This window comes from Arthrobacter sp. Leaf337, assembly GCF_001423745.1.
Lineage (GTDB): Bacteria > Actinomycetota > Actinomycetes > Actinomycetales > Micrococcaceae > Arthrobacter.
Window position 1 is genome coordinate 585694 of record NZ_LMPC01000012.1, and the last position, 21752, is coordinate 607445.

At 66.4% G+C, this 21752-nt stretch carries 24 protein-coding genes; 10 read left to right on the top strand and 14 right to left on the bottom strand.

Going from position 1 to position 21752, the window contains the following annotated elements:
- Window positions 1–37: 37 nt before the first annotated feature.
- Together ASF98_RS11865 and ASF98_RS23710 are read right to left on the bottom strand one after the other, a co-directional pair.
- On the bottom strand, window positions 38–712 hold the full coding sequence (locus ASF98_RS11865; RefSeq protein WP_055801844.1) for a methyltransferase family protein: 675 nt from the start codon (window positions 710–712) through the stop codon (window positions 38–40).
- Entirely contained in the window at window positions 702–989 is a 288-nt protein-coding gene (locus tag ASF98_RS23710; protein ID WP_082506808.1) for a DUF2933 domain-containing protein, read from the bottom strand. The genes ASF98_RS11865 and ASF98_RS23710 overlap by 11 nt, the downstream gene beginning before the upstream one ends.
- Before the next feature lie 219 nt (window positions 990–1208).
- On the opposite strand from ASF98_RS23710, the gene ASF98_RS11875 reads away from it, so the two are divergent.
- Window positions 1209–1553 carry a heavy-metal-associated domain-containing protein gene (locus ASF98_RS11875; protein WP_055801849.1) on the top strand — a complete coding sequence of 115 codons (345 nt, stop codon included), beginning with the start codon at window positions 1209–1211 and terminating at the stop codon, window positions 1551–1553.
- A gap of 70 nt (window positions 1554–1623) precedes the next feature.
- Here the strand turns inward: ASF98_RS11875 and ASF98_RS11880 are convergent, their stop codons facing one another.
- Both ASF98_RS11880 and ASF98_RS11885 read right to left on the bottom strand, forming a co-directional pair.
- The gene (locus ASF98_RS11880) at window positions 1624–2055 is read right to left on the bottom strand and encodes a hypothetical protein (RefSeq protein ID WP_055801853.1); all 432 of its coding nucleotides are present in this window, start codon (window positions 2053–2055) and stop codon (window positions 1624–1626) included.
- A gap of 48 nt (window positions 2056–2103) precedes the next feature.
- Window positions 2104–2556, bottom strand: a complete 453-nt coding sequence (locus tag ASF98_RS11885; RefSeq protein WP_055801856.1) for a universal stress protein — start codon at window positions 2554–2556, stop codon at window positions 2104–2106.
- A 229-nt stretch (window positions 2557–2785) separates the two neighbouring features.
- Here ASF98_RS11885 and ASF98_RS11890 point away from each other — a divergent pair, with 229 nt between their 5' ends.
- From ASF98_RS11890 to ASF98_RS11900, 3 genes are all read left to right on the top strand, one after another.
- Window positions 2786–3259, top strand: coding sequence for a hypothetical protein (locus tag ASF98_RS11890; protein ID WP_055801858.1), 474 nt, complete (start codon window positions 2786–2788; stop codon window positions 3257–3259).
- A 140-nt stretch (window positions 3260–3399) separates the two neighbouring features.
- A complete protein-coding gene (locus ASF98_RS11895; protein ID WP_055801862.1) occupies window positions 3400–4044 on the top strand; it encodes a DUF305 domain-containing protein in 645 nt (214 codons plus the stop codon).
- A gap of 75 nt (window positions 4045–4119) precedes the next feature.
- Entirely contained in the window at window positions 4120–4995 is an 876-nt protein-coding gene (locus ASF98_RS11900) for a F510_1955 family glycosylhydrolase (protein WP_055801865.1), read from the top strand.
- Window positions 4996–5027: 32 nt separating this feature from the next.
- On the opposite strand, the gene ASF98_RS11905 is transcribed toward ASF98_RS11900, so the two are convergent.
- Window positions 5028–5876 carry an alpha/beta fold hydrolase gene (locus ASF98_RS11905; protein ID WP_055801868.1) on the bottom strand — a complete coding sequence of 283 codons (849 nt, stop codon included), beginning with the start codon at window positions 5874–5876 and terminating at the stop codon, window positions 5028–5030.
- 186 nt (window positions 5877–6062) lie between these two features.
- On the opposite strand from ASF98_RS11905, the gene ASF98_RS11910 reads away from it, so the two are divergent.
- On the top strand, window positions 6063–7091 hold the full coding sequence (locus ASF98_RS11910) for a class I SAM-dependent methyltransferase (protein ID WP_055801871.1): 1029 nt from the start codon (window positions 6063–6065) through the stop codon (window positions 7089–7091).
- Window positions 7092–7106: 15 nt separating this feature from the next.
- Complete coding sequence (locus ASF98_RS11915; RefSeq protein ID WP_055801873.1) at window positions 7107–7748, top strand: class I SAM-dependent methyltransferase; 642 nt, start codon at window positions 7107–7109, stop codon at window positions 7746–7748.
- A gap of 77 nt (window positions 7749–7825) precedes the next feature.
- On the opposite strand, the gene ASF98_RS11920 is transcribed toward ASF98_RS11915, so the two are convergent.
- Together ASF98_RS11920 and ASF98_RS11925 are read right to left on the bottom strand one after the other, a co-directional pair.
- Entirely contained in the window at window positions 7826–9004 is a 1179-nt protein-coding gene (locus ASF98_RS11920) for a fatty acid desaturase family protein (RefSeq protein ID WP_055801875.1), read from the bottom strand.
- A gap of 13 nt (window positions 9005–9017) precedes the next feature.
- Entirely contained in the window at window positions 9018–10139 is a 1122-nt protein-coding gene (locus ASF98_RS11925; RefSeq protein WP_055801878.1) for a ferredoxin reductase, read from the bottom strand.
- 99 nt (window positions 10140–10238) lie between these two features.
- On the opposite strand from ASF98_RS11925, the gene ASF98_RS11930 reads away from it, so the two are divergent.
- A complete protein-coding gene (locus ASF98_RS11930) occupies window positions 10239–11441 on the top strand; it encodes a PucR family transcriptional regulator (RefSeq protein WP_055801881.1) in 1203 nt (400 codons plus the stop codon).
- Between the two features lie 8 nt (window positions 11442–11449).
- On the opposite strand, the gene ASF98_RS11935 is transcribed toward ASF98_RS11930, so the two are convergent.
- Window positions 11450–12844 (bottom strand): GAF domain-containing serine/threonine-protein kinase, encoded by a 1395-nt coding sequence (locus ASF98_RS11935; RefSeq protein ID WP_235505841.1) that lies wholly within the window; start codon window positions 12842–12844, stop codon window positions 11450–11452.
- Between the two features lie 99 nt (window positions 12845–12943).
- Complete coding sequence (locus ASF98_RS11940; RefSeq protein WP_055801886.1) at window positions 12944–14557, bottom strand: peptide chain release factor 3; 1614 nt, start codon at window positions 14555–14557, stop codon at window positions 12944–12946.
- Window positions 14558–14915: 358 nt separating this feature from the next.
- On the opposite strand from ASF98_RS11940, the gene disA reads away from it, so the two are divergent.
- Window positions 14916–15992: a DNA integrity scanning diadenylate cyclase DisA gene (gene disA / locus ASF98_RS11945; RefSeq protein WP_055801889.1), complete on the top strand. Its 1077-nt coding sequence runs from the start codon at window positions 14916–14918 to the stop codon at window positions 15990–15992.
- A gap of 79 nt (window positions 15993–16071) precedes the next feature.
- Here disA and ASF98_RS11950 read toward each other — a convergent pair whose 3' ends face one another.
- Window positions 16072–16761, bottom strand: coding sequence for a hypothetical protein (locus ASF98_RS11950; RefSeq protein WP_055801891.1), 690 nt, complete (start codon window positions 16759–16761; stop codon window positions 16072–16074).
- A gap of 254 nt (window positions 16762–17015) precedes the next feature.
- On the opposite strand from ASF98_RS11950, the gene ASF98_RS11955 reads away from it, so the two are divergent.
- Together ASF98_RS11955 and ASF98_RS11960 are read left to right on the top strand one after the other, a co-directional pair.
- Window positions 17016–17834 carry an A/G-specific adenine glycosylase gene (locus ASF98_RS11955; protein ID WP_235505880.1) on the top strand — a complete coding sequence of 273 codons (819 nt, stop codon included), beginning with the start codon at window positions 17016–17018 and terminating at the stop codon, window positions 17832–17834.
- Window positions 17835–17911: 77 nt separating this feature from the next.
- Entirely contained in the window at window positions 17912–18409 is a 498-nt protein-coding gene (locus ASF98_RS11960) for a hypothetical protein (RefSeq protein ID WP_055801894.1), read from the top strand.
- Between the two features lie 32 nt (window positions 18410–18441).
- Here ASF98_RS11960 and dhaM read toward each other — a convergent pair whose 3' ends face one another.
- The 4 genes from dhaM to ASF98_RS11980 all read right to left on the bottom strand — a co-directional run bounded on the left by dhaM (window position 18442) and on the right by ASF98_RS11980 (window position 21743).
- On the bottom strand, window positions 18442–19116 hold the full coding sequence (gene dhaM / locus ASF98_RS11965) for a dihydroxyacetone kinase phosphoryl donor subunit DhaM (protein ID WP_055801897.1): 675 nt from the start codon (window positions 19114–19116) through the stop codon (window positions 18442–18444).
- Window positions 19113–19745 (bottom strand): dihydroxyacetone kinase subunit DhaL, encoded by a 633-nt coding sequence (dhaL, locus tag ASF98_RS11970; RefSeq protein ID WP_055801900.1) that lies wholly within the window; start codon window positions 19743–19745, stop codon window positions 19113–19115. The genes dhaM and dhaL overlap by 4 nt, the downstream gene beginning before the upstream one ends.
- A gap of 2 nt (window positions 19746–19747) precedes the next feature.
- On the bottom strand, window positions 19748–20749 hold the full coding sequence (dhaK, locus tag ASF98_RS11975; RefSeq protein WP_055801903.1) for a dihydroxyacetone kinase subunit DhaK: 1002 nt from the start codon (window positions 20747–20749) through the stop codon (window positions 19748–19750).
- A gap of 475 nt (window positions 20750–21224) precedes the next feature.
- Window positions 21225–21743, bottom strand: a complete 519-nt coding sequence (locus ASF98_RS11980) for an amino-acid N-acetyltransferase (RefSeq protein ID WP_043438053.1) — start codon at window positions 21741–21743, stop codon at window positions 21225–21227.
- Window positions 21744–21752: the final 9 nt, after the last annotated feature.

Here is a 21752-nt window from a genome sequence, read left to right on the forward strand (position 1 = left end):
GGCGCCACTTCCCGGGCTGCCTCCGGCTGCCCGGACATTACAGCCCCTCCTGCGGGGTCCGCCCTCCACTGCCGGCGGGCCGCCGTCCGAAGCGGGGAACGAAGCCGGGGACCTCGTCCCGGTAAGCGGCGTACTCGCTGCCGAACTCAGCTTCCATCATGCGTTCTTCCCTCTTGGCCAGTCGAAGATACACCACCACCAGGACCGGGAACATGACCAGCGTCAGCAGCGTGGGCCACTGCAACAGGAACCCCGCCATGATGATCAAAAAACCCACGTACTGCGGGTGCCGCACCCTACCGTAGGGCCCCGTGATCGCGAGGCGGTGGTCCCTTTGCGCAGCGAAGAGGATCTGCCAGGACCGGTAGAGCAGGATGAACCCTGCCGCGATCAGCACGTTGCTGAGCAGGTGGAGCGGGCTCAGGTGCGGGTCCCCCTGCCAGCCGGTGAGGTCCTGCCACAAATGACCGGAGTTATGGTTCAGGAGATCCACGCCCGGGATCCGGTTCCCCAGCCATCCCGAGAGCAGGTAGATCGTCAGCGGGAAGCCGTACATCTCGGTGAACAGCGCCACGATGAACGCGGAAAATCCGCCGAGCGCCCGCCAGTCCAGTTTCGTCCGGGGCCGGACGAAACTGAACGCGAAGATGATGAACACCGCTGAATTGATGATCACCAGCCACCAGAGGTCATAGCCGTAATCAGTGGACATGCCCGCCACCTCCCCCGGGCCCGGGGCGGGCAGGACCTCCCGGGGCTTCCTGCTCGCCGTGCCCCTGAGGGGTAGAGCTACCGTGTCCGCCGTGGCCACCATGGCCGAACATACAAAGGCTCATCACCAACACCACACCCAGATAGGGCAGCGCATCCAGGACATGGAGCCAATGGTTGGCGATCAGATAGACCGCCGCTGCGGCAATGAGGACGGTAAGCAGGCCCTGCGTCCAAGGCCGGGACGGGACCTGCGGCGGGGCGGGAAGATTGCTCATGCCCTGAGTCTCCCGCCCGGCGCGACCGGACGGGTAGAGCCTAACGGCCCGCCGGGCAGGATCCGGACGGCGCTGCCCAGTGCTGAAGCCCCTTGCGCAACATACCCCTAGGGGGTATTCTTTGGGTGTTGCCAGTGACGTGGTTTGTCCAGGCCCCCGCCGTTACAGCCGTTCAACCGCAACAGCTCTTTCCATCCCTCGCTTCGAAGGAAAACTGACATGTGCGGAACACCCGAATCACGAACCCAGCTACCCCTGGCCTCCACGGCGCAGCACGCCTGCAGCTGTTGCTCGCCCGCCGCCGGAACGCGGATTGCGGCTCCCGCCGCCGCCAAACCGGAGGTTCCGGCATCCTCCGCGCAGTACTCCCTGGAAGGGCTGACGTGCGGTCACTGCGTACGGACCGTTGAACAGGCCGTGTCCGGGGTATCCGGGGTTGAGTCCGCAGCGGTGGACCTGGTCCCAGGCGGAATGTCGCGGCTGAGCGTTACCGGGACCGCAGACCGGGAGGCGCTGGCTGAGGCCGTACGCTCCTCCGGCTACGTACTGGCTGGCGCGAACTAGCCTCCGCCCACACGATCCTCCGGCCCCGCCCAGGACTGGATTCAAGGGGTGCGACGGAGCTCCCGGGTGGTCAGTGGCCTCCGGTGTGATCGCCGGTGTGGTCCACAGTGGGCAGCGGACCAGGGGTCACATCGCCCCCGGTACCGCTGATCGCCGGGCCGATGACAAACGCGGACAGGGAGAACATGGCGGAGAACACCAGCAGTCCCAGCGCCGGGGCCACCCAGCTGCCGAACCGCCGGTAGAGGCGGACCAACATGGGAATGGACGCCAGCAGCCCCAGGACCCCGAACAGTGCGGTGCCGCCGGAACCTGCCACCAATGCGGTCCCGGCGAGCAGCCCGATGTGGTGCAGGACGTGCGGCAGGAGCCCCATGACCAGCCCCACGGCGCCGACGACTGTGTGCCACAGCGCGTGGAGCCTGCCCCGGACGGTCCGCTCTGGAACCGCCCCTCCATGGGGGCCGGGCACCGGGTGCAGATGGGAGTGGTCACCGGTCACGGCCGCTGCTTCCCGCGCAGAAGTTCCACCGGGGGATCACGGGATGACTCATTCCTCGCCCCCGGTCCGGGAACGGGACCGGACCACGAGCACCGGACAAGGCGAGTGATGAAGGACCTGCGTCGACACGGAACCGAGCAACAACCCGGTGAATCCGCCAAGACCGCGGGAACCCACAACCAGCAGGTCCGCGTTCTCTGCCGCCCGCAAAAGCACGGCGGCCGCATTGCCCTGAACAACATCACCGGTGACCATCACGCCCTCGCTCTCCACACGCTTCAGGGCCTCGTTCTGGAGGAGGCGCGCGGTCTGCGGGAAGACGTCCGGGTCCCGGACCAGGCCTTCGGTCCCGACCGTGACCGGCGGGAACTCCCAAGCGGTCACAGCCCTGACCTGTCCGTGGCGCAGCCGCGCCTCCGTGACTGCCCATTCCAGCGCGAGACGGGACGGTGCCGAACCGTCCACGCCAGCCAGGACCCTGAATCCTCCGTCGCCGCCCATCAGTGCCACCCTCCGTCAGGTTCTTAACGTGGTGCCCTTAGTGTGTTCCCCACATGAATTTCACCGCAAGGGCCGAAGATCCCCGCCCGATCACATGCACCGGCCGGGGGAGGAAACAGAATTCGGTGCCGGATCGTTGTAGCGGTAAGTGCCCGGCCACAGGGCCGGTAGCCTTGAACGAACGAAACCAGCTGTGAACGGAAAGCCCGAAACGGGAAGGAGGACCGTTATGACCGCGCCGGCGCACGCCCCTGCGATCGCGTTCCTTCGTCGTGCGGGCTTGTTCACCGCGGTCCTGGCGCTTATTGCCGGGATTTTCGGTATGCATGTCATGACGACCACCCATGCCGTGCACTCTCCGGCCACGGAGCGGGCCGTCAGCGCCCATCACGCATCATCCGGCGCCGGCCACACCGGAGACCATACTCCCGGCCCGTCCTCTGCCCCGGACATGCCCCCGGCGACCGGTGAGGCAGGTACCCGGACCGTCCAGTGCACGGATTCGGGCACCTGCACCAGCATGCAGGCCATGACCGGCTCCTGCACCCCGTCGGCGAAGACCGGCTCCCTGGCCGCTCCGCTGCCAGGGACCGGAATCATCGGCCGGAACACCAACACAGGGACCCTCGCCACCATCAGCGCGAGGTGGGCCTACCTTCCCGGCAGTCCTTCACCGGGCGAGCTCTGCATCAGCAGAACGTAGAACGCCGGCCTGCGCTGTGAACTGACCAGCGCGCTATCCCTGCCTTGACTCTGCTCTGAGTCGGGCGCATCACCGATTCACCCACTCCTGCGCGGCGCTTCCGCGCTCCCCCGCTGATGTCTTGAAGGACTTAAATACCCATGATGAACACGAAGTTTCTGACCCTTTCCGCCACCGCCATCGCCGCGGCACTCGCCCTCGCCGGATGCTCAACGGGGACCTCCGGATCCTCCGCCACGTCCAGCAGTTCCGCGTCCACCAGCAGCTCCGTGCCGGGCATGGACCACGGAGGCTCGGGGATGATGTCCAGCAGCGCACCGGCCGCCTCGACCGAACACAACGCGGCCGACACCGTGTTCGCCCAAGGAATGATTCCGCACCACGAACAGGCCGTGGAAATGAGCGAAATGATGCTTCAGAAGAAGGATATCCCGGCCTCAATCACCGACCTTGCCACCAGGATCAAGGCAGCCCAGGCACCCGAGATCCAAGCGATGACCGGCTGGCTCAAGAGCTGGAACGAATCCGCGACCATGGGCGCAGGCCACACCATGAACGGCATGATGGGCGAGGATGACCTCAAGCAGCTCGAAGCGGCCCAAGGCACCGAAGCGGCCCAGCTCTTCCTGAAGCAGATGATTGCCCACCACGAAGGCGCCGTGATGATGGCCAACACCGAAACATCCCAGGGAAAGAACGCCGACGCGATCAAACTCAGCAGAGACATCGTGACCGCACAGGAAGCGGAAATCAAGGAAATGCAGGACCTGCTGGCCGCCCTCTGACCGGTCTCTCCGGCGCCGGCCCGCACGGGCCGGCGCCATCCCTGCCCTCTCACAATCTGAATCCCTGGAGCCCCCATGCCCGATCGTTCCCGTCCCCGGGTCCGCGCCACAGCCATCCTGGCTGCCGGTACCGGCCTCATCCTTGCCCTGTCAGCGTGCAGCCCGTCCTCAGTCCCGGCGGGACCCGCCCCGGCCAGCAGCACAGGGAGCCCCATGCCTGACGCCCACATTCACGGCCTGAGCGTCAGCAGCAAAACCGGCCAGGTGCTCCTGGCCACCCACGACGGCCTGTTCGACATGACAAAAAAGCCCGCCGCCAAAATCGGAGCCACCAACGACCTGATGGGTTTCACCGGCGGCACCAACCACGGCGTCCTCTACGCCTCCGGACACCCCGGCGCGGACTCCGACCTGCCCAACCCGCTCGGGCTGATCAGATCCACCGACGGCGGGAAGACCTGGGAACAGCTCTCCCGGCAACGCGAATCCGACTTCCACGCACTCACCGCCACCAAATCCGGAATCATCGGCTTCGACGGCACACTGCGCACCAGCCCGGACGGGAAGACCTGGAGCACCGTGAACGCGGATTTCGTCCCGGCGGCCCTCGCCGGCAGTCCGACCGGTGACACCGTACTGGCCACCACCCCGCAAGGGATCCGACGCTCCACCGATGCCGGTCAAACGTGGAACACGGTGGACACCGGACCGGTGATTCAGTTCGCCGCCTTCGCCAGCCCCGCCGAAGCCGTCGGCGTCGAACCCGACGGGACAGTCCACTACTCCGAAGACGCCGGCGCGACCTGGACCCGAAAAGGCCAAATCCAAGGTGCAGTACAGGCTGTGGCCGCGGTCAAGGGCGAACACCCCTCGATCTGGGCTGCCACGGCCGACGGGCTTGTCGTCTCCACCGACGGCGGGGCCACGTTCTGGCCCGCTGACGCTCCGTGACCTGAACGCGGCGGCCAGCGGCAAACATGGAACTATACCGTGTCGTCAAACCAGTCGCAGATGATTGTGGCCGCTTGCTCTGGGTGCGAACACATCCAGAACACTCCTCCGTTGACTTCCACAAACTTCTTCTTTATCGGGGGAAGCCTGCGGTACAGGTCCGTCAGATACGACGGATCGGCCCATCCCCTTGAGGGGACCAGAAACATCGTGGGGATATCCAAGGCAGAGAGAGGGCCAGGGGGCGCCGTTGAAACCAGAGACATGACTGCGGAAAGCGGGTACCACCGGTCGAAGCCAGGATCTCTTAGGTAGCCGTCCTTCACGAGACGTGTCTCGCGCTCCCGGCTCCCTTCCATGTCGATCAGGTCTTCGAAGTCCAGGTAGAGCGAGACGGGTACGGGGACCCAAGGAGCAATCCTGGTCAGTATGCGGAGGGCGGGAAGAAACAGCTTTCGTCGTCGGGCGGCACCTCTGCCTGTTGAGACCGCCCTGAGAAACTGTGCCTCGGTCACAACTGCAGGGGAATTTTGATACACAGCGCTCTTGATCGGCCCCTGGGACAGGGCCAGATAGAAGACCGCGAACCCGCCGAGTCCTTCACCAAAGACCCCGACCCTCTCGCTGTAAGTACCCGAGATATGTTCAATGGCATCACGGTGCCGTCGCACGAGCTCGCCGACGGTAGCACCGCCGTGCTTGGGCATGACGAAGACGTTGTAACCCCGCAGATGCATCTGGTAACCCAGCTCCGCGAAGACGTGGGCGTGGCCAGCTGACCCTGGCGAGATCAGAATATTGGGGGCGTCCTTGCTCCTCTCGAACGTCAGTAGTTCAAAACGCTCCGAGCCGGATACGAAAAACGATGTACGCAGATTCAATCGATCACTTCCGGGTCTGTGTCAAGAACGTAATGGCTTTTCCAGTAGCCGGCACTCATCATTGCTGCAGTTTCCTTCCTCAACGAGGTCCCGCGCAACTGAATCACACGAAGCGTTGACCGCCGCTGGCCGCCGGAGGAGCATGAGGGGCGGGCACAGAAGAGGAACCGGGGCAAGATGCGGCGAATGCGGGGAACAGCATCGGCTGCCTCATTTCGCGTGATCCAGGTGGCGCTCATCCCGGTGGGGACGATCGGTTACTTGTGGGCTGTGCCTAAGCTGCTCTGCTTCACCCGGCAGACGCGTGTGTCGGCGACCCTGTTCGCTTCGCTCTACACGCGATACATGCAGCACCGCTTGGGGGCCAGGGCGGATGACCCAGCATCGCGGCTCATGACGGTCATGCCCAATGTTTCCCGTGCCGGGTTCGGGCTGCAGACCACACCGACGATGGCGGCTCATTTCCTCACCGGCTACGTTCCCAAGATCTACCGCTATCCGTACGAGGGCGAACCCCCCATGCATCATCAACAAAGCGCACGGACCACTTTCTACGACGCCGCCCTCGCCCGGCACCTCCCCGGCATCAACCAACTGGTCATCCTCGGCGCCGGCATGGACACCCGCGTCCACAGAATTTCCCGAGAAGACCGTGTGCTGTGCTTCGAGATCGATCAGCCCGAGACCCAGGCGTTCAAGCTGAAGATGATGGAGACCGCGGGGCTTCCCACGAACCAGGCCACATACGTGGCCGCCGATTTCCAGGCGGAGGACTGGTTCGAGAAGCTTGCCAAGGCAGGCTTCGACCCTGCCCGGACGACATTCTTCCTCTGGGAGGCAGTGACCATGTACCTGGACCGCACCTCCGTCGAGGCAACGCTCCAACGAATCGCACTGACGGCCCCCGGCAGCGTAATTGCCTTTGACTACTACGACGCTGGGTCCATCGCATCGCCGACACCCTATATGCGCTACCTCCGGGAAACGGCGAAGTTCGCGGGCGAGCCGTTCACGTTCGGGATCGACAACACTCCCCCGGCCAGGAAGCGCGCCGCGGACTACGTTCGGGCTTTCGGCCTGACGCTTGAGGAGCACCGAAATTTCGGGAAGGAGACCCGCCGGCGACCGGCTCCGGCCGGATTCGTGACAGCCACGGTCGGCGGGACGCCCATATTCACGGCCAGAACGTCAGACGCAATCCCGCCCAAGCGCTGAGCCAAGGAGGCACTAATGCCGGAAACCAGCCGCGGAAGTTCCTCCTTCGGGCAATACTTTGCCCGCGTGGGACCGCGCATGGATGCCCGCGGAGCAGGGGCCCACCGCCGGCGCCTCGTCGAAGCGGCGTACGGCGCCGTCGTCGAAATCGGGGCGGGATACGGGGCCACCTTCCCCTTTTACCCCCCAGCCGTGGCGGGAGTGCTGGCGCTCGAACCGGACCCGACGCTGCGGGCGCTGGCGCTGGCCGAAGCCATCAAGGCGCCGGTTCCCGTCACGGTTTACGACGGCGTGGCGGAAGAACTTCCGGCGGCCGACGAATCCGTGGACGTGGTGGTCTCGAGCCTGGTCCTGTGCAGTGTGGCGGACCAGGAGGCTGCCCTGGCGGAAGTGCTGCGGGTTCTCCGGCCCGGCGGTCTCCTGCTGTTCTATGAACATGTCCGCTCGGCACACCGGGTGCTCGCGGCTGTCGAGGACCTGTTCACACCGCTGTGGAGCCGGCTCGGAGGAGGGTGCCACCTGAACCGCGACACCGCCGCGGGAATCGCAGCAGCGGGCCTCACGCTGCAGAACGTGGAGCGCTTCGGCTTCTCAGCCCTCCCCGGCAACCCGCGAGTCGCCCACATTCTTGGCACGGCAGCCAAACCCCGAGAATAGGCCCCGCCGATAGGAAGCCGCCAAATGACAAAGGAAGGGCGCCTGCCGCAATGGCAGGCGCCCTTCTCGTAGTGCTGTTAGGCCTTCTTGGGCGGGAGCGCCAGCTTGAAGACCTTGGCCCACGTGGAGCCGACCTGCTTCCAGATCGGGCCGGTGGTGTACGGCAGGCCGTAACGCTTGCAGATTTCCTGCACCTTCGGCGCCACCTCGGCATAACGGTTGGACGGAATGTCCGGGAAGAGGTGGTGCTCAATCTGGTGCGAAAGGTTGCCGGTCATGAGGTGCATGAACTTGGAGCCGGAGATGTTGGCCGAACCGATCATCTGCCGCACGTACCAGTCCCCGCGGGTCTCCCCTTCCACCATTTCCTCGGTGAAGGTGTCCGTTCCCTCGGGGAAGTGGCCGCAGAAGATCACCGCGTGTGCCCAGACGTTGCGTACCGCGTTGGCGGTCAGCGTGCCGTAAAGCGCCTGCTTGCCGGAACCGGTCAGCATGGCCACGGCGGGGGTGGCGGCGTAATCCTTGGTGAACTGCTTGAGCGCCTTGACGCCGAGGGCCTTGAGGTCCTTGACCAGGGCTTCCTTGGACTTTTTACCGTCCTTGAAGTCTTGCAGCTCGAGGTCGTAGATCGCGATGCCCCACTCGAAGACCGGCGCCAGGATGGCGTTGTACAGCGGGTTGCCGAGGTTGAACGGCTTCCACTCCTGCTGGGGGTCCATACGCAGGAGGTTGTATCCGACGTCGTTGTCCTTGCCCACCACGTTGGTCCAGCGGTGGTGCAGGTCGTTGTGCGTGTGCTGCCAGGCGCGGGCCGGGGTGACGAAGTCCCATTCCCAGGTGGTGGAGTGGATGTCCGGGTCCCGCATCCAGTCCCACTGGCCGTGCAGCACGTTGTGCCCGATCTCCATGTTTTCGAGGATCTTGGCCAGGCTCAGCAGGGTGGTGCCGGCAATCCAGGCGCCTTTGTTCCGGCTCACCAGGAGCGTCGCGCGGCCGGAGATCTCCAGTCCGCGCTGGATCTTGATCATGCGGCGGATGTACGCGGCGTCGGAGGCTCCGCGCTTGGCCAGGATGTCGTCCTTGATGGCATCAAGTTCGCGGCCCAGCTCGGCCACCTGCTCGTCGGAGAGGTGCGCCGCGGCCGGCGGGCGGACCAGGGGGCTGCCGGAAGTGGCCAGCGCACCCCGCCGCGTCTTCGCGGACGGCACAACGGCGTCTTCCGTGGTCTCGGCTTCGTGGTTGATAACTATTGCCATGCGGTGGTGCTCCTCAAATGTCGAGGTTAACGGGTCCGGCGGCTGCCGATACACACGTCTGGATTAGTTGGCCCGGCTCGCCGTGGACTTCGCCGGTGCGGAGGTCTCTGACATGCCCCGCCCGAAGGGGGGTGAGGCAGCTGTGGCAGATGCCCATCCGGCAGCCGCTGGGCATCAGCACGCCGGCGTCTTCGCCGACGTCCAGCAGCGGGGTGCTTCCGTCTGCCTCCACCTCGCGGTCGGAGGCTTCAAAGGTGACCAGCCCGCCGTCGTGCCCTGCTCCGGCCGCCAGGCTGGTGGTGAAGCGTTCGATGATGAGGTTGATCGGATCGGCCGCAAACGGCCCTTCCGGCTGGTGGGATTCGCCAGCGGCGGAACCTTCGGCCGCCGCTGCGGCTGCTTCTGCGGACCACAGCGCCTCGGCGTCGTCCAGGAAGCCCTCTGGCCCGCAGGCATAGGCTGCACGGTGGCGCCAGTCCGGGCAGAGCTCGTCCAGAACGGCGGCAGAGGAAAAGTCCACCCTGCCACGTTCGCCGGTGAACCAGTGCGTGACCTTGAAGTTGGGGAACTGGTCGGCAAGCTCCGACAGCTCTTCCCGGAAGATGCTGTCTTGCGGGGTCCGGGCTGAATGGATCAGCACGACGTCGGCATCCGGACGGTGCGGCACCAGCGTGCGCACCATGGACATGACGGGGGTGATGCCGCTGCCGGCGGTGAGCATCAGCAGCGGGCGGGGGTGCTCAGGGAGGACGAAGTCGCCCTGCGGCGGCGCCAGGAACAGGACGTCGCCGGGTCTGGTGTCGCGGACCAGGACGCCGGAAACGGCGCCCACGTCGGTCACCGTGATGGCGGGGTCCTGGCCGGCGGGAGCGCTCAGGGAATAGGAACGCCAGTGGCGCACGCCGTCGAGTTCGACGCCGATGCGCGCCCATTGGCCTGCCTGGTGGGCTTTCCAGCCGCGGCCAGGACGGAAGAAGATGGTGGCGGAATCGGCCGTCTCGGCGACCACCTTGGTGACTATGCCGCGCAACTGGCGGGCAGAGAACACAGGATTGAACAGCGACAGAATATCTTCTGGAGCTAGCGGGGTGGTCAGTACAGATGCGGCGCGCGCCAGCTTACGGAGCCGGATCATGTTATTAACCTTATGTTGGATCGAGGCATATTTCTTCTCCCAAGGCATACGATCGAACGTTCTAAACTGTTCCCCCGAAACAACTTATGGAAGTCTCTCATGAACCCTCCGGCCTCGAAGAGTCCTGCAGCGCCCGCCTACGATCCGCCGTGGCTGGCCCTGCCCCGGGAGGTCAGCGACCTGCTGCGACCCAGGATGCCCGGCATTGTGGAGGCCATCATCGACGCTGTTCCGCAACTGGTTCCCGCCTACGCCAGGCCCATCGAGGGCCGCTTCGGACGCGGCCTGCGGCGCGGCGTGGCCGCGGCGCTGGAGCGCTTCCTGCAGCTCCCCGGCACCCGGCTGCCCGCCCTGTCCGAGGAGAGCCGGGAGCTCGTGGCAGGGCTTGGCAGCGGCGAATTCCGCCAGGGGCGCAGCATGGACGCGCTGCTGAGCGCCTACCGCATGGGTGCCCGCGTGACGTTCCGGGAAATGTCGAAGATCTCGATGGAGAAGGACCTGGGCCTGAGCGTCGTTGTGGACCTGGGCGAATCGATCCTGGCCTACATCGACGAACTGTCCGCCGTGAGCGCCGAAGCCTACGCCTTCGAACAGTCGGAGCGGGCGGGAGCGGTGGACCGGCGCAGGACAGAACTGCTGGAGCTGCTGCTGATGGGCCAGGCGGACGAGGCCGCCCTGCGGCAGGCGGCATCCATGGCCGACTGGTCCCTGCCGCCGAGGCTCGTCGTGGTCACGCTCCCGCTGGACCGGTCGGCAGGGCTCCGGCTGCAGCTGGGCCCGGGAACACTGGTGGTTGAACGCGAAACAGATGCCGTGGCGCTTGTTCCGGCCCGGAAGTCCGATGCCGCCCGCGCTGCGCTGGAGAAGGCACTGAAGGGCAGGTCCGCTGCCGTGGGTCCGGCGGGCGGCTGGGAAAAAGTGCCCGACTCCCTGCGGCTCGCCGTTCTCGCGGCCTCCGTGCTGCCGCCGCGGGAGGGCCCCGAAGATCCGCCCATTTGGGCGGACGACCACCTGGCGAAGATTGTCCTCGGCTCCGAACCCGCGGCCATCGCGGAACTGGCGGAGCGCAGGCTGGCGCCCCTGGAAGGCCTGCGCCCGGCGCAGCGCGAGAGGCTGGCGGAGACCCTTCTCTCCTGGCTGCGGCACTGGGGACAGCGGGCGCCGGTGGCCGCCGAGCTCGGCATCCACCCGCAGACCGTGGGCTACCGCGCGGCCCAGCTGCGCGAGCTCTTCGGGGAGGCACTGGAAGACCCGCGGGCCCGGTTCGAGCTGGAACTGGCCCTGCATGCGGGGCGGCGCTAGGAGCCCGGTCATCTGCCGGCTGCCAGCGCGCTCCGGCTTTGCAGCCGCAGCTCAAGGTCGTTCATCACGATGGCGGCCAGGTCCTCCAGCGTGCGGGTGTCCTCCGCAGTGAACTCCCGCGGCTCCCGGTCCAGGATGCAGAACGTCCCCAGGTTGTAGCCGTCGGGAGTGCGCAGCGGAACACCGGCGTAGAACTGCAGGCCGAACTCACCTGCAACCAGCGGATTCGCCAGCGTGCGCGGGTCCGTCCGTGCGTCCGGGACCACCCAGGCGTCGTCCTGGAGGATGGCGGATGCACAAAGCCCGGGGTCCCTTCCGATCTCGCCAACGTCGGTGCCGTGATGGGCCTTGAACCAGATCCGGTCATGGTCCACCACGCTGACGATGGCCACGGGCACAGAGAACATCCGGGCGGCCAGGCCCACGATCCGGTCGAACGTTCCGTCCTGGGGCGTGTCCAGGATCCGGTAACGCTCGACGGCGCGCATCCGCGCCTCTTCGTTCGCGCGCTCATTCGATGCGTGCGACGGCGGCGCTTCCGTGACCGCTGCGGCGCTCCGGCGGCGTCCTGAGGCGTTGATGACCTCCTGCCGAAGGGCGAGGGAAACTTCGCGCGCCCCGGGCCGGGCGGAGGGCTCACGCGACAGCATCGAGGAGAGCAGCGCTGCCCATTTGGGTGCCACGCCGTCCGGGATGTGCGGGTCGCGCAGAAGCCTCGCCAGGGCTGAGGCGATGGGCGCCCCGGGGTAGGCCGGTTTGCCGGTCAGCCCCTCGAGCAGGACCAGCCCGAGGGAGTACACATCACTGGCGGGCCCCACCGGCTCGCTGGCGGCCTGTTCAGGGCTGAGGTATTGCGGGGTTCCCGAGCTTTCGGAGGAGCCGCTGAGCTGGCCGTCGCCCAGGATCATGGCGACGCCGAAGTCACTGAGCTTGGCGCGCGGCCGATGGTCGTCATTGCTGTAATCCACCAGGAGGATGTTGGCGGGCTTGACGTCGCGGTGCACGATGCCGTGATGGTGGATGTATGCGAGTCCGTCGGCAAGGTCGTGGCCGATCAGGGCCAGGTGCGCGGCCGGGAGGGGCCCGTGGGCCGCCCGTTCACGCAGGTCCGGGCCGCGGACCAGTTCCATCACCAAGTAGGTGCGGCGCTGCTGCGGGTCACTAAGATCCGCCCCGGCATCCAGCAGGGTCACCAGCGCGTGATGGCTCAGGCCTGCGAGAATGCGCACTTCTTCGTCCTGCCGGCGCGCATGGTCCGTGTTTCCGGGGTCGTCCCGGAAAAGCTTCACGGCCACTTCCCGCTGCAGGAGTTCGTCGAAGGCGCTGTAGACGCCCGACTGGCTGCCCCGGCCAATGAGGTCGCCAATCCGGTACCGACCGCTGAGGAGGTAACCAGGTGCCATGCTCGCAGCCATGATTGGCCTCTCAGCTATAAATTAATAAGTATGCTTATGATATCCCGGAAGTCGTCGGTTCCGTGCCGAAGCCCGGGAGGGAACCCGCTATTTGGCGGGGTTGTGCGTGCCGATGGGCACGAGGGTCAGGTCGGGGTGGTTCTTCTCGATCCGGCGCAGGGCCCAGACGTCGTTGAACAAGGCGAGGTATTCGCCGTCGGACCTCAAGAGCACCTCGGCGCCGGGTACGTTGGCCAGCGTGGGCATGGCGTCCGCCGTCGAAATCCTGGCCATCGAGTACGGGAGCCGTTCCAGGCGCATGGGGGCGCTGAAGTCGTGCGCCATGCGGTCCTCCACCACTTCGAACTGCATGGGGCCGACGGCGGCAAGCACGGGCGCCTGGTCACCGCGGATGTCGGAGCGGAGCACCTGGATGACGCCCTCGTGTTCAAGCTGCTCAATGCCGCGGCGGAACTGCTTGAACCGGCTGGGGTCCTTGGAGCGTGCCACCTGGAAGTGTTCCGGCGCGAACAGCGGGATAGCGGGGAACTCCACGGGCTCTTCCAGGAACAGGCTGTCGCCCACCCGGAGCGAGGAGGCGTTCACCAGTCCCACGACGTCGCCGGGGAAGGCTTCGTCGATGACCTCGCGCTCACGGCCGAACACCTGCTGGGCATACTTGGTGGCGAAGGATTTGCCGGTGCGCGTCTGCGTGACCACCATGCCGCGCTCGAACACGCCGGAGCACACCCGGATAAAGGCGACGTGGTCGCGGTGGGCCTTGTTCATACCGGCCTGGACCTTGAAGACGAAGCCCGCGAACGGGGCATCGACGGGCCGGGGGTCGCCGTCGACGTCGGGCCGCGGCGCCGCCGGCGGGGCGAAGTCCACCAGCGCGTCCAGGATCTCCTTGACGCCGAAGTTGAGGGCGGCGGAGCTGAAGAGGATGGGAGTTGCCTTGCCCGCGTAGAAGGCGTCGGTGTCGAACTCAAGGTTAGATTCGATGACCAGCCCGGCTTCGTCCACGGCGTTGGACCAGTTGTCGCCCTGGCTGGCGGCGGCCTCTTCCGGGGTGAAGTACTCGGTCAGCGCGATGTTCGCGCCGGCGTTGTTGCGCTGGAACCTGGCGAAGCGGTCGTTGCGGAGGTCCCACACGCCGCGGAAGTCACCGGAGATGCCCACGGCCCAGGTCAGCGGCATGGGCTGGAGGCCGGTGCGTTCGGTGATTTCGTCCATGAGCGCCAGGGCATCCAGGCCGGGGCGGTCCCACTTGTTGATCACGGTGATGATGGGCAGGTTGCGCTGCTTGCAGACCTCGAAGAGCTTCATGGTCTGTGTTTCCAGGCCCTTGGCGGCATCAACCAGCATCACGGCGCAGTCGACGGCGGCCAGGACGCGGTAGGTGTCCTCGGAAAAGTCGGCGTGGCCGGGGGTGTCCAGCAGGTTGATCACGGTGTCCCGGTAGGCGAACTGCAGGGCGGCCGAGCTGATGGAGATGCCGCGGTCCTTTTCCATCTGCATCCAGTCCGAGACCGTTTCCTTGCGGTTGGCCTTGCCGCTGGACGCGCCGGCCGTGCCGATCACCTTCGCGTGCAGGGCCAGGGCTTCGGTGAGCGTGGACTTGCCGGCGTCAGGGTGGGAAATGACCGCGAAAGTCCGACGCCGGGCCGCCTGCTTGTGAATCTCCTGGACTCGGGCGGGGCTAAGGACTTCTTGAGACACGGTGCTACTTTCGCTGCGACAGGGGGTGGGCTGGGATTTATGCGTGACGTGGACGTGCGTTGTGTACGTGGGGCCGGCAGGCGTGAACTGTGCAGCCAAGGTTCCCAGTTTATCGCAGGGCGGCAGGAGGCCGCCGGTGGGCGCCCAACTGCCGCCTCCCGCCGTCGCCAACCGGTGCCTTCGGGACCGTTCCCGGCGCAGCTCAAATGGGCCACTTTGAGGCTTGTCCGTGCGGTTAATGCACTCCTTTGCCTCTAGGATGGAGCCAGTGGGAAATTGAGTACTTTTGATCCTGTCGGCGGAATCGTAAAACCGGCATACTTGCAGGCAACGGCCTGCACCTTTGAAGGGACAACCTATGGCTCGGAGCCCTGAAGATTCGCTGAAGGCGACTCTGGGCAGGGTGGCTCCAGGCACCGCTCTGCGTGACGGCCTGGAACGCATCCTCCGCGGAAGGACCGGCGCGCTGATCGTTCTGGGCTCGGACCGCACCATCGAGTCCATCTGCTCCGGCGGATTCGACATCGGAATCGACTTCTCGCCGACGCGGCTCCGCGAACTCGCCAAGATGGACGGCGCCATCATCTGCGACAAGGACGCGGGCAACATCCTCCGGGCGGCCGTCCAGCTGGTTCCGGACTCGAGCATCGAAACCCAGGAATCCGGCACCAGGCACCGCACGGCCGAGCGCGTCGCCATCCAAACCGGCGTCCCGGTAATTTCGGTCAGCCAGTCCATGCAGATCATCGCCCTGTACGTGAACGGGCTGCGGCACGTCCTGGAGGGCTCCGAGAAGGTCCTGGCCCGCGCCAACCAGGCGCTGGCCACGCTGGAACGCTACCGATCCCGCCTCGACCAGGTCACCAGTTCACTCTCCGCCCTGGAAATCGAAGCCATGGTCACCGTCCGCGACGTCGCCGTGACGCTGCAGCGCCAGGAGATGGTGCGCCGGATTTCCGAGGAGATCTCCCAGTACGTCCTCGAACTCGGCGAGGACGGGCGGCTGCTGTCGCTGCAGCTGGACGAGCTCACCGTGGGCCGCGGACCCGGCAGCGATGTGATCATCCGCGATTACGCCGGCCCGAACGCGTCCCCGGAGGACATTGACGGCGCCGTCAGTGCCCTGCTCAGCCTCGGCCCCACCGAACTGATCGATCTCAGCAAGATTGCCGGCATTATCGGCTTCGCCGGCGGCGTGGACACGCTCGACGCCGTAGTGCAGCCGCGCGGTTACCGCCTGCTGTCCGGCCTGAAGGCAGTGCCCAAGGCCGTGGCGGACAGGCTTGTGGACCACTTCGGCGGCCTCCAGTACCTGATGGCGGCCACCATCGATGACCTCATGACCGTGGACGGCATCGGCGACCAGCGCGCCCGCACCGTCCGGGAGGGACTGAGCCGGATGGCCGAAGCGAGCCTGCTGGACCGCTTCCTCTAATTCCTCGTCGGTTGCTCCACAACTGCCGTTTTGGGCGTCCATAAGGGCAACCACGGAGCAATCGATGGTCAAAAAAGGGTCAGAGGAGCTGGAAGACGGCCTTGGTGCTGGACTTGGTCCCGAGCCTCGCGACGAACATGTAATACGCTCCGCCGGCGCCGGGCTTCGCGGACACCGCGCCGCATCCGGGAACGCTGCGATTGCGCTCCCACGGGAAGTTGGCGGTCTCGCTCTGGCCCGGAGCGATGGTCTTGACCAGGTCACCGCTCTCCACCTGGCAGTCAACCGAGGAGAAGATCCGGTCGGAGCCGCTGGTGACCGTGTACTCCATCTGGGACGTGCCCAGGTTCACCTCGCACGCCACTTTTCCGCCGTTGGTGACTTTCAGGCTGAGCAGCGGGTTCTCCCCCGCCGCGTAGGCAGCCTTGTCGGTGGACGCCGAAACGGTCACAAGGCTCTGGTCGCATGTCGGTGTGGCCGGTGTGCTGGGAATAGCGGACGCGGAGGGCGTTGCCTCCGGCTTCGCTGCCGCCCCGTCTGAACCGTCGCGGCCCGCGGGGTCGGTGGAGGAGGCCTGCTCGGAGGAGCGCATGGCAGCAGACACGGCGGCGAAGCCTCCCAGCGCCACCGAGGCAACGAGAAGCAGCACCACGGCAACAAACAGCCTGCGACGACGGTAGACGGCCTTCAGCGGAGGCCGTCCCGCCTGACGGCCGGGGGTGCCCTTCGGTTTCGAGCTGTTCTTTCCTGAAGTGCCTTGCCTGACCATCCTTCTAGGCTAAAGAACGCCGGGCACATTGACGCACCACCACGCCGCGAAGACGGACCTTGGCCAGTATCCACTACAGTATTTGCATCGAAGCCTTAGCCTTACCCACTGCCCTTTCCCCGGCGAGTCGCCCCGCGCCGGCGCCGCTGGCAGGTCTCCACAACACCCTGGCCGCCTGGTTCGCAGACACCGCCAGGGAGCTGCCGTGGCGCGAACCCGGCTGTTCCCCCTGGGGCGTCCTGGTCAGCGAAATCATGCTGCAGCAGACGCCGGTTGTCCGGGTGCTGCCCGTGTGGGAAGACTGGCTGCGCCGCTGGCCGTCACCGGCAGACCTCGCTGCGGAACCGTCCGGTGAGGCTGTCCGGCACTGGGGCCGCCTGGGCTACCCCCGGCGGGCACTGCGCCTGCATGCCGCCGCCGTCGCCATCGTGGAGAAGCACGACGGCGGTGTGCCTGGAACGTACGCGGAACTGCTGGAACTTCCAGGGGTGGGCAGCTACACGGCGGCCGCCGTCGCCGCGTTCGCTTTCGGCCGCCGCGAGACAGTGGTGGACACCAACATCCGCCGCGTCCACGCACGGCTTTTTTCGGGCACGGCGCTGCCGTCACAGTCGCTGACAGCCGCCGAGATGCGGCTCGCCACCGAACTGTTGCCGGCCGACGTCGGACTTTCAGTCCGCTGGAACGCGGCGGTCATGGAGTTGGGCGCCCTGGTCTGCACGGCAAGGGCGCCGAAATGCGGCGAATGCCCGGTGCGCAGCGCGTGCGCGTGGCTGGCGGCCGGCGAACCGCCGCCGTCGTACACCCCGAAAGGCCAGTCCTGGCACGGCACCGACCGGCAGGTACGGGGTGCCGTGATGGCTGTCCTACGCCTGGCGGACTCACCGGTGGCACCGGAAATGTTCCATCAGCCCGCCGCGGACCTTGGCTTCGAAGCCGACGGCATCGGCGTCCCGCTTGCGGCCCTGCACCGGCTGAATTCCGCGCCGGAACAGCTGGAACGCGCGTTGGCTGGCCTGCTCAGGGACGGCCTGGCCGAGCTGCACCTGGGCGGCCTGAGGCTCCCCGCCTGACGTCCGTTACACATTCGTTCCGGAACTGGAATCACCCTGTGCTGGTGCGGCCGGCGCCGGCGGATCTACCCTGAAGCATGCGCAGCTTGGGGGTACTTCTGGCAGCGGTCACGACGTCGCTGATCCCGTCCGCTTGCATGCCCGAGGCAGTGCCGTGCCCGGCAATCGCGCAGGCGTCTGTGGTGGCGCTGACCGTGGCTTCCAGCTACGCCCCCGTGGTCGAGGCCATCCATCTTAAAGCCTGCCAGGACGGAACCTGCCGGGAAGCCGACCTTGAGCTGATGCGGGGCAGCACCACGGTGGACCAGGGCTGCGAACCCTCGGCCGGCCCGGACGGCACGTGTTCCGCAACGTCCTCCCCGGACGGCACGCTGACGGGCATGCTGATGATGGACGTCCTGACTGAATCGCGCATCGACGCCACGGCCACCGGCACGTCCACGGCGGGGACGCCGCTGCCCGAGCGCAAGCTGAGCTTCCTGCCCAGGGCTGAGTATCCGTACGGCGAACAGTGCGGAAAGTTCATCACGGCAGGCGCAGTGCTGGATGCCGACGGCCTCAGGCAGTCACCGTAAACAGAGGCTCGAAGTCATGGCTTGCCGAGCAGTCAGGGCTCGCCGAACCCGGCCTCCACCAGGCCTCCGACGTACTTCACAGCTTTGGCCGCGTCCGGCCCCCAGGCCTCGACGTGGAGGATCGATCCCCTGCCCGCGCCCAAGGTCATGAGGCCGGTCATGGACGCGCCGTCCACGCCGTTGACGGTCACCTCGGCCTCCAGCCCCGAGAGCCCTCCGGCGATCTTCGCTGCGGGCCGTGCGTGCATGCCGGCCTGGTTGACCACCTCAAAATCGCCCGAAGCGTCGGGCGGCCCGAGTGTTTCCGCCTCGGCCGGAATCTCCGCTGCAGCCGCCCGGCGGACCGCTTCCGCCGCCTGCTTTACTCCGGCGGCGTCCGCCCCCGCCTGCGCGGCAACGGCAGCCGCCACCAACCCCTCCACCAGCGGCGCGTCGGCCAGGAGTACCGAGTCCGGGTCGGGCAGGAACTCCACTGCTGCTTCGGCCGTCATCACGGCGGAGCCGAGGTCCGTCAGCACCACGATTCCGTCGTCGCCGGCCGCCTGTTCGAGGGCGGCCATGACCTTCTCCAGGCTGGTTCCGATCCGGCCGTCGTCGGTCCCGCCAGCCGGGAGGATCACGACGTCGGGTGCCATTTGGGCGGCCAGTTCCACCGCGCCGGCGGCGATCTTTTCGCTATGGGATACCACCACCAGCCGGACCGTCACTCGGCCGCCCCGGCCGCAGCGCGCAGGATGAGGGCGGTGGACACGGCGCCGGGATCGCGGTGGCCCGCGCTCCGCTCCCCGAGGTAGCTGGCGCGCCCCTTGCGCGCGATGAGCGGATCAGTGGCAACGGCACCCGCCTCGGCGGCTTCTGCCGCCGCCAGGAGGACCTTGAGGACGTCCCCGTCCCCTGCGGCGGCTTCCGCTGCCGCAGCGTCGACGGCGGGGGTCCAGGCATCCACCATGGTCTTGTCGCCGGATTCGGCCTTACCGCGGGCCACGATGCCGTCGCGGGCGGCCTCAATGGCAGCGGCAAGTGCCCCGGGGTCGATATCCGTGGTTTCGCCCAGCGAGGTGGAGGCACGCAGGAAGGCCGTCCCGTACAGGGGTCCCGCCGCTCCGCCAACCTTGGACATCAATGCCATGGCAGTGAGCTTCAGCGCCGCTCCCGGCGTGGCGGGCGGCGCGTCTGCGAGCCTCTCCATCACGGCCTTGAAGCCGCGGTCCATGTTTTCACCGTGATCGGAGTCCCCGATGGCACGGTCCAGTTCGATCAGTTCCACGCGGTGGTCCGCCATGGCCTGCGCGGAAAGGGTGAGCCACCGCACCGCCCAGTCAACGTCCAGTCCCACTGTCAGATGCCCCATCGCAGCGCCGCGGTGTGGACCGGCGCGTCCCAGAGCGTGGTGAGTTCGTCGTCGAGCCGCAGCACCGTGATGGAGCAGCCCTGCATCTCGAGGGAGGTGATGTAGTTGCCCACCAGGGACCGTTCCACCGTAACGCCCTTCTCCGCGAGTACCTGCGCCGCGCGGCGGTACACGATGTACAGCTCGCTTTGCGGTGTGCCGCCCATGCCGTTCACGAACAGGAGGACCTTGTCGCCCGAGGCGATGCCGAGGTCGGACAGGATGGGCTCCAGGAGGCGGTCGGTGATGCCATCGGCGTTTTCCATGGGGATCCGGTGCCGCCCGGGCTCACCGTGGATGCCGATGCCGATTTCGATTTCGTTCTCTTCCAGGTCAAAGCTGGGCACCCCTGCGTGCGGGACCGTGCAGGCAGTCAGTGCCACGCCCATGCTACGCACGTTTTGGTTGACGCGGTCCCCGATGGCGGCGACGCCGTCCAGGTCATCCCCGCGTTCTGCGGCCGCGCCGGCGATCTTCTCCACCAGGACGGTGCCGCCCACGCCGCGCCGGCCGGCCGTATAAAGTGAGTCCTCCACCGCGACGTCGTCGTTGACCAGGACGGTGCGGACCTGCACACCTTCGGCTTCCGCCATTTCGGCGGCTGTTTCGAAATTCAGCACGTCGCCGGTGTAGTTCTTGACGATGTGCACCACGCCGGCGCCGGAGTTCACGGCAAGGGTGGCCGGAATGATCTGGTCGGGCGTGGGCGAGGTGAAGACGGCACCCGGCACAGCGGCGTCAAGCATTCCCAGGCCCACGAATCCGCCATGAAGTGGCTCGTGGCCGCTGCCGCCGCCGCTGACGAGGCCCACTTTCCCGGCCACCGGGGCGTCCTTCCGGGTAATGAATTTCGGCTCGGCACTGACGGTCACGAGGTCTGCGTGGGCCAGGCCGAAGCCTTCCACGGACTCGTCCACTACAGCGCGGGGATCGTTGATCAGCTTCTTCATTGGAGTGCTCCCTGGAGTGTCCTGGCGGCTTTGTCTTGACAGTACTACCGCGGCCCGGGCAACGGTAGCGCTCTGTCGATTCGGCTGGTTCAGCTTGCGCCAGAGACCGTTCGGCGAGGGCAAAAGAAAGGGACAGCCCCCAATAGACTGTCCCTTCCCCTTCCAGGTTTGTGTCCCCCGGCCGGGCTCAGCGCTTCCCCCAGGAGGCCGGGAGGAAATCCGGCCACGCCGCGGCGCCTATGTGGAATGCCGACGACTCACTGGGCTGACTCAGGGGATCCCTTCGAGTCAGTACTGTCGGCAGGTCCATTTGAAACGCCGAAAAATCCGGAAAAATGGCTTGTTCGCGCATTTCTGTCCTCTGAAGTGGTTTCGGGATTCTGGTGGTACTGGCAGGCGTGATTAATTTTATACATCGATTCGATATATGGGAAGAGTTTAGAAATACGACATTATGGGCGGTGCCGGGACGGGGCTAGAGGGCCTTGATCATCCGGGTGTTGCCCAGGGTGTTCGGCTTCACCCGGGCAAGGTCCAGGAATTCCGCCACACCTTCGTCATGCGAGCGCAGAAGCTCGGAATAGACGACAGGGTCAACGGCCGTCTGGTCAGCCATGACGTCGAAGCCGTGCTTCTTGAAGAAATCCACCTCGAACGTCAGGCAGAACACGCGCGAGACGCCCAATGCCCTTGCCTCTTCCAGCAGGCTTTCCACCAGGACGTGGCCCACGCCCTTGCCCCGCCACGCGTCCGAGGCCGCCAGGGTTCGCACCTCGGCGAGGTCCTCCCACATGACATGCAGGGCGCCGCAGCCGATCACCTCGCCGTCGGCCGACTCCGCGATCCTGAACTCCTGCAGGCTTTCGTAATAGGCCACCGTCTCCTTGGCCATCAGGATCCTCTTGTCCGCCAGCGGAGCCACCAGGCGCTTGATGGCAGCTACATCGCTGGTGCGGGCAGGGCGGATGCGGAAGGTCTCAGTCACAGCCCCCATCTTACGGCC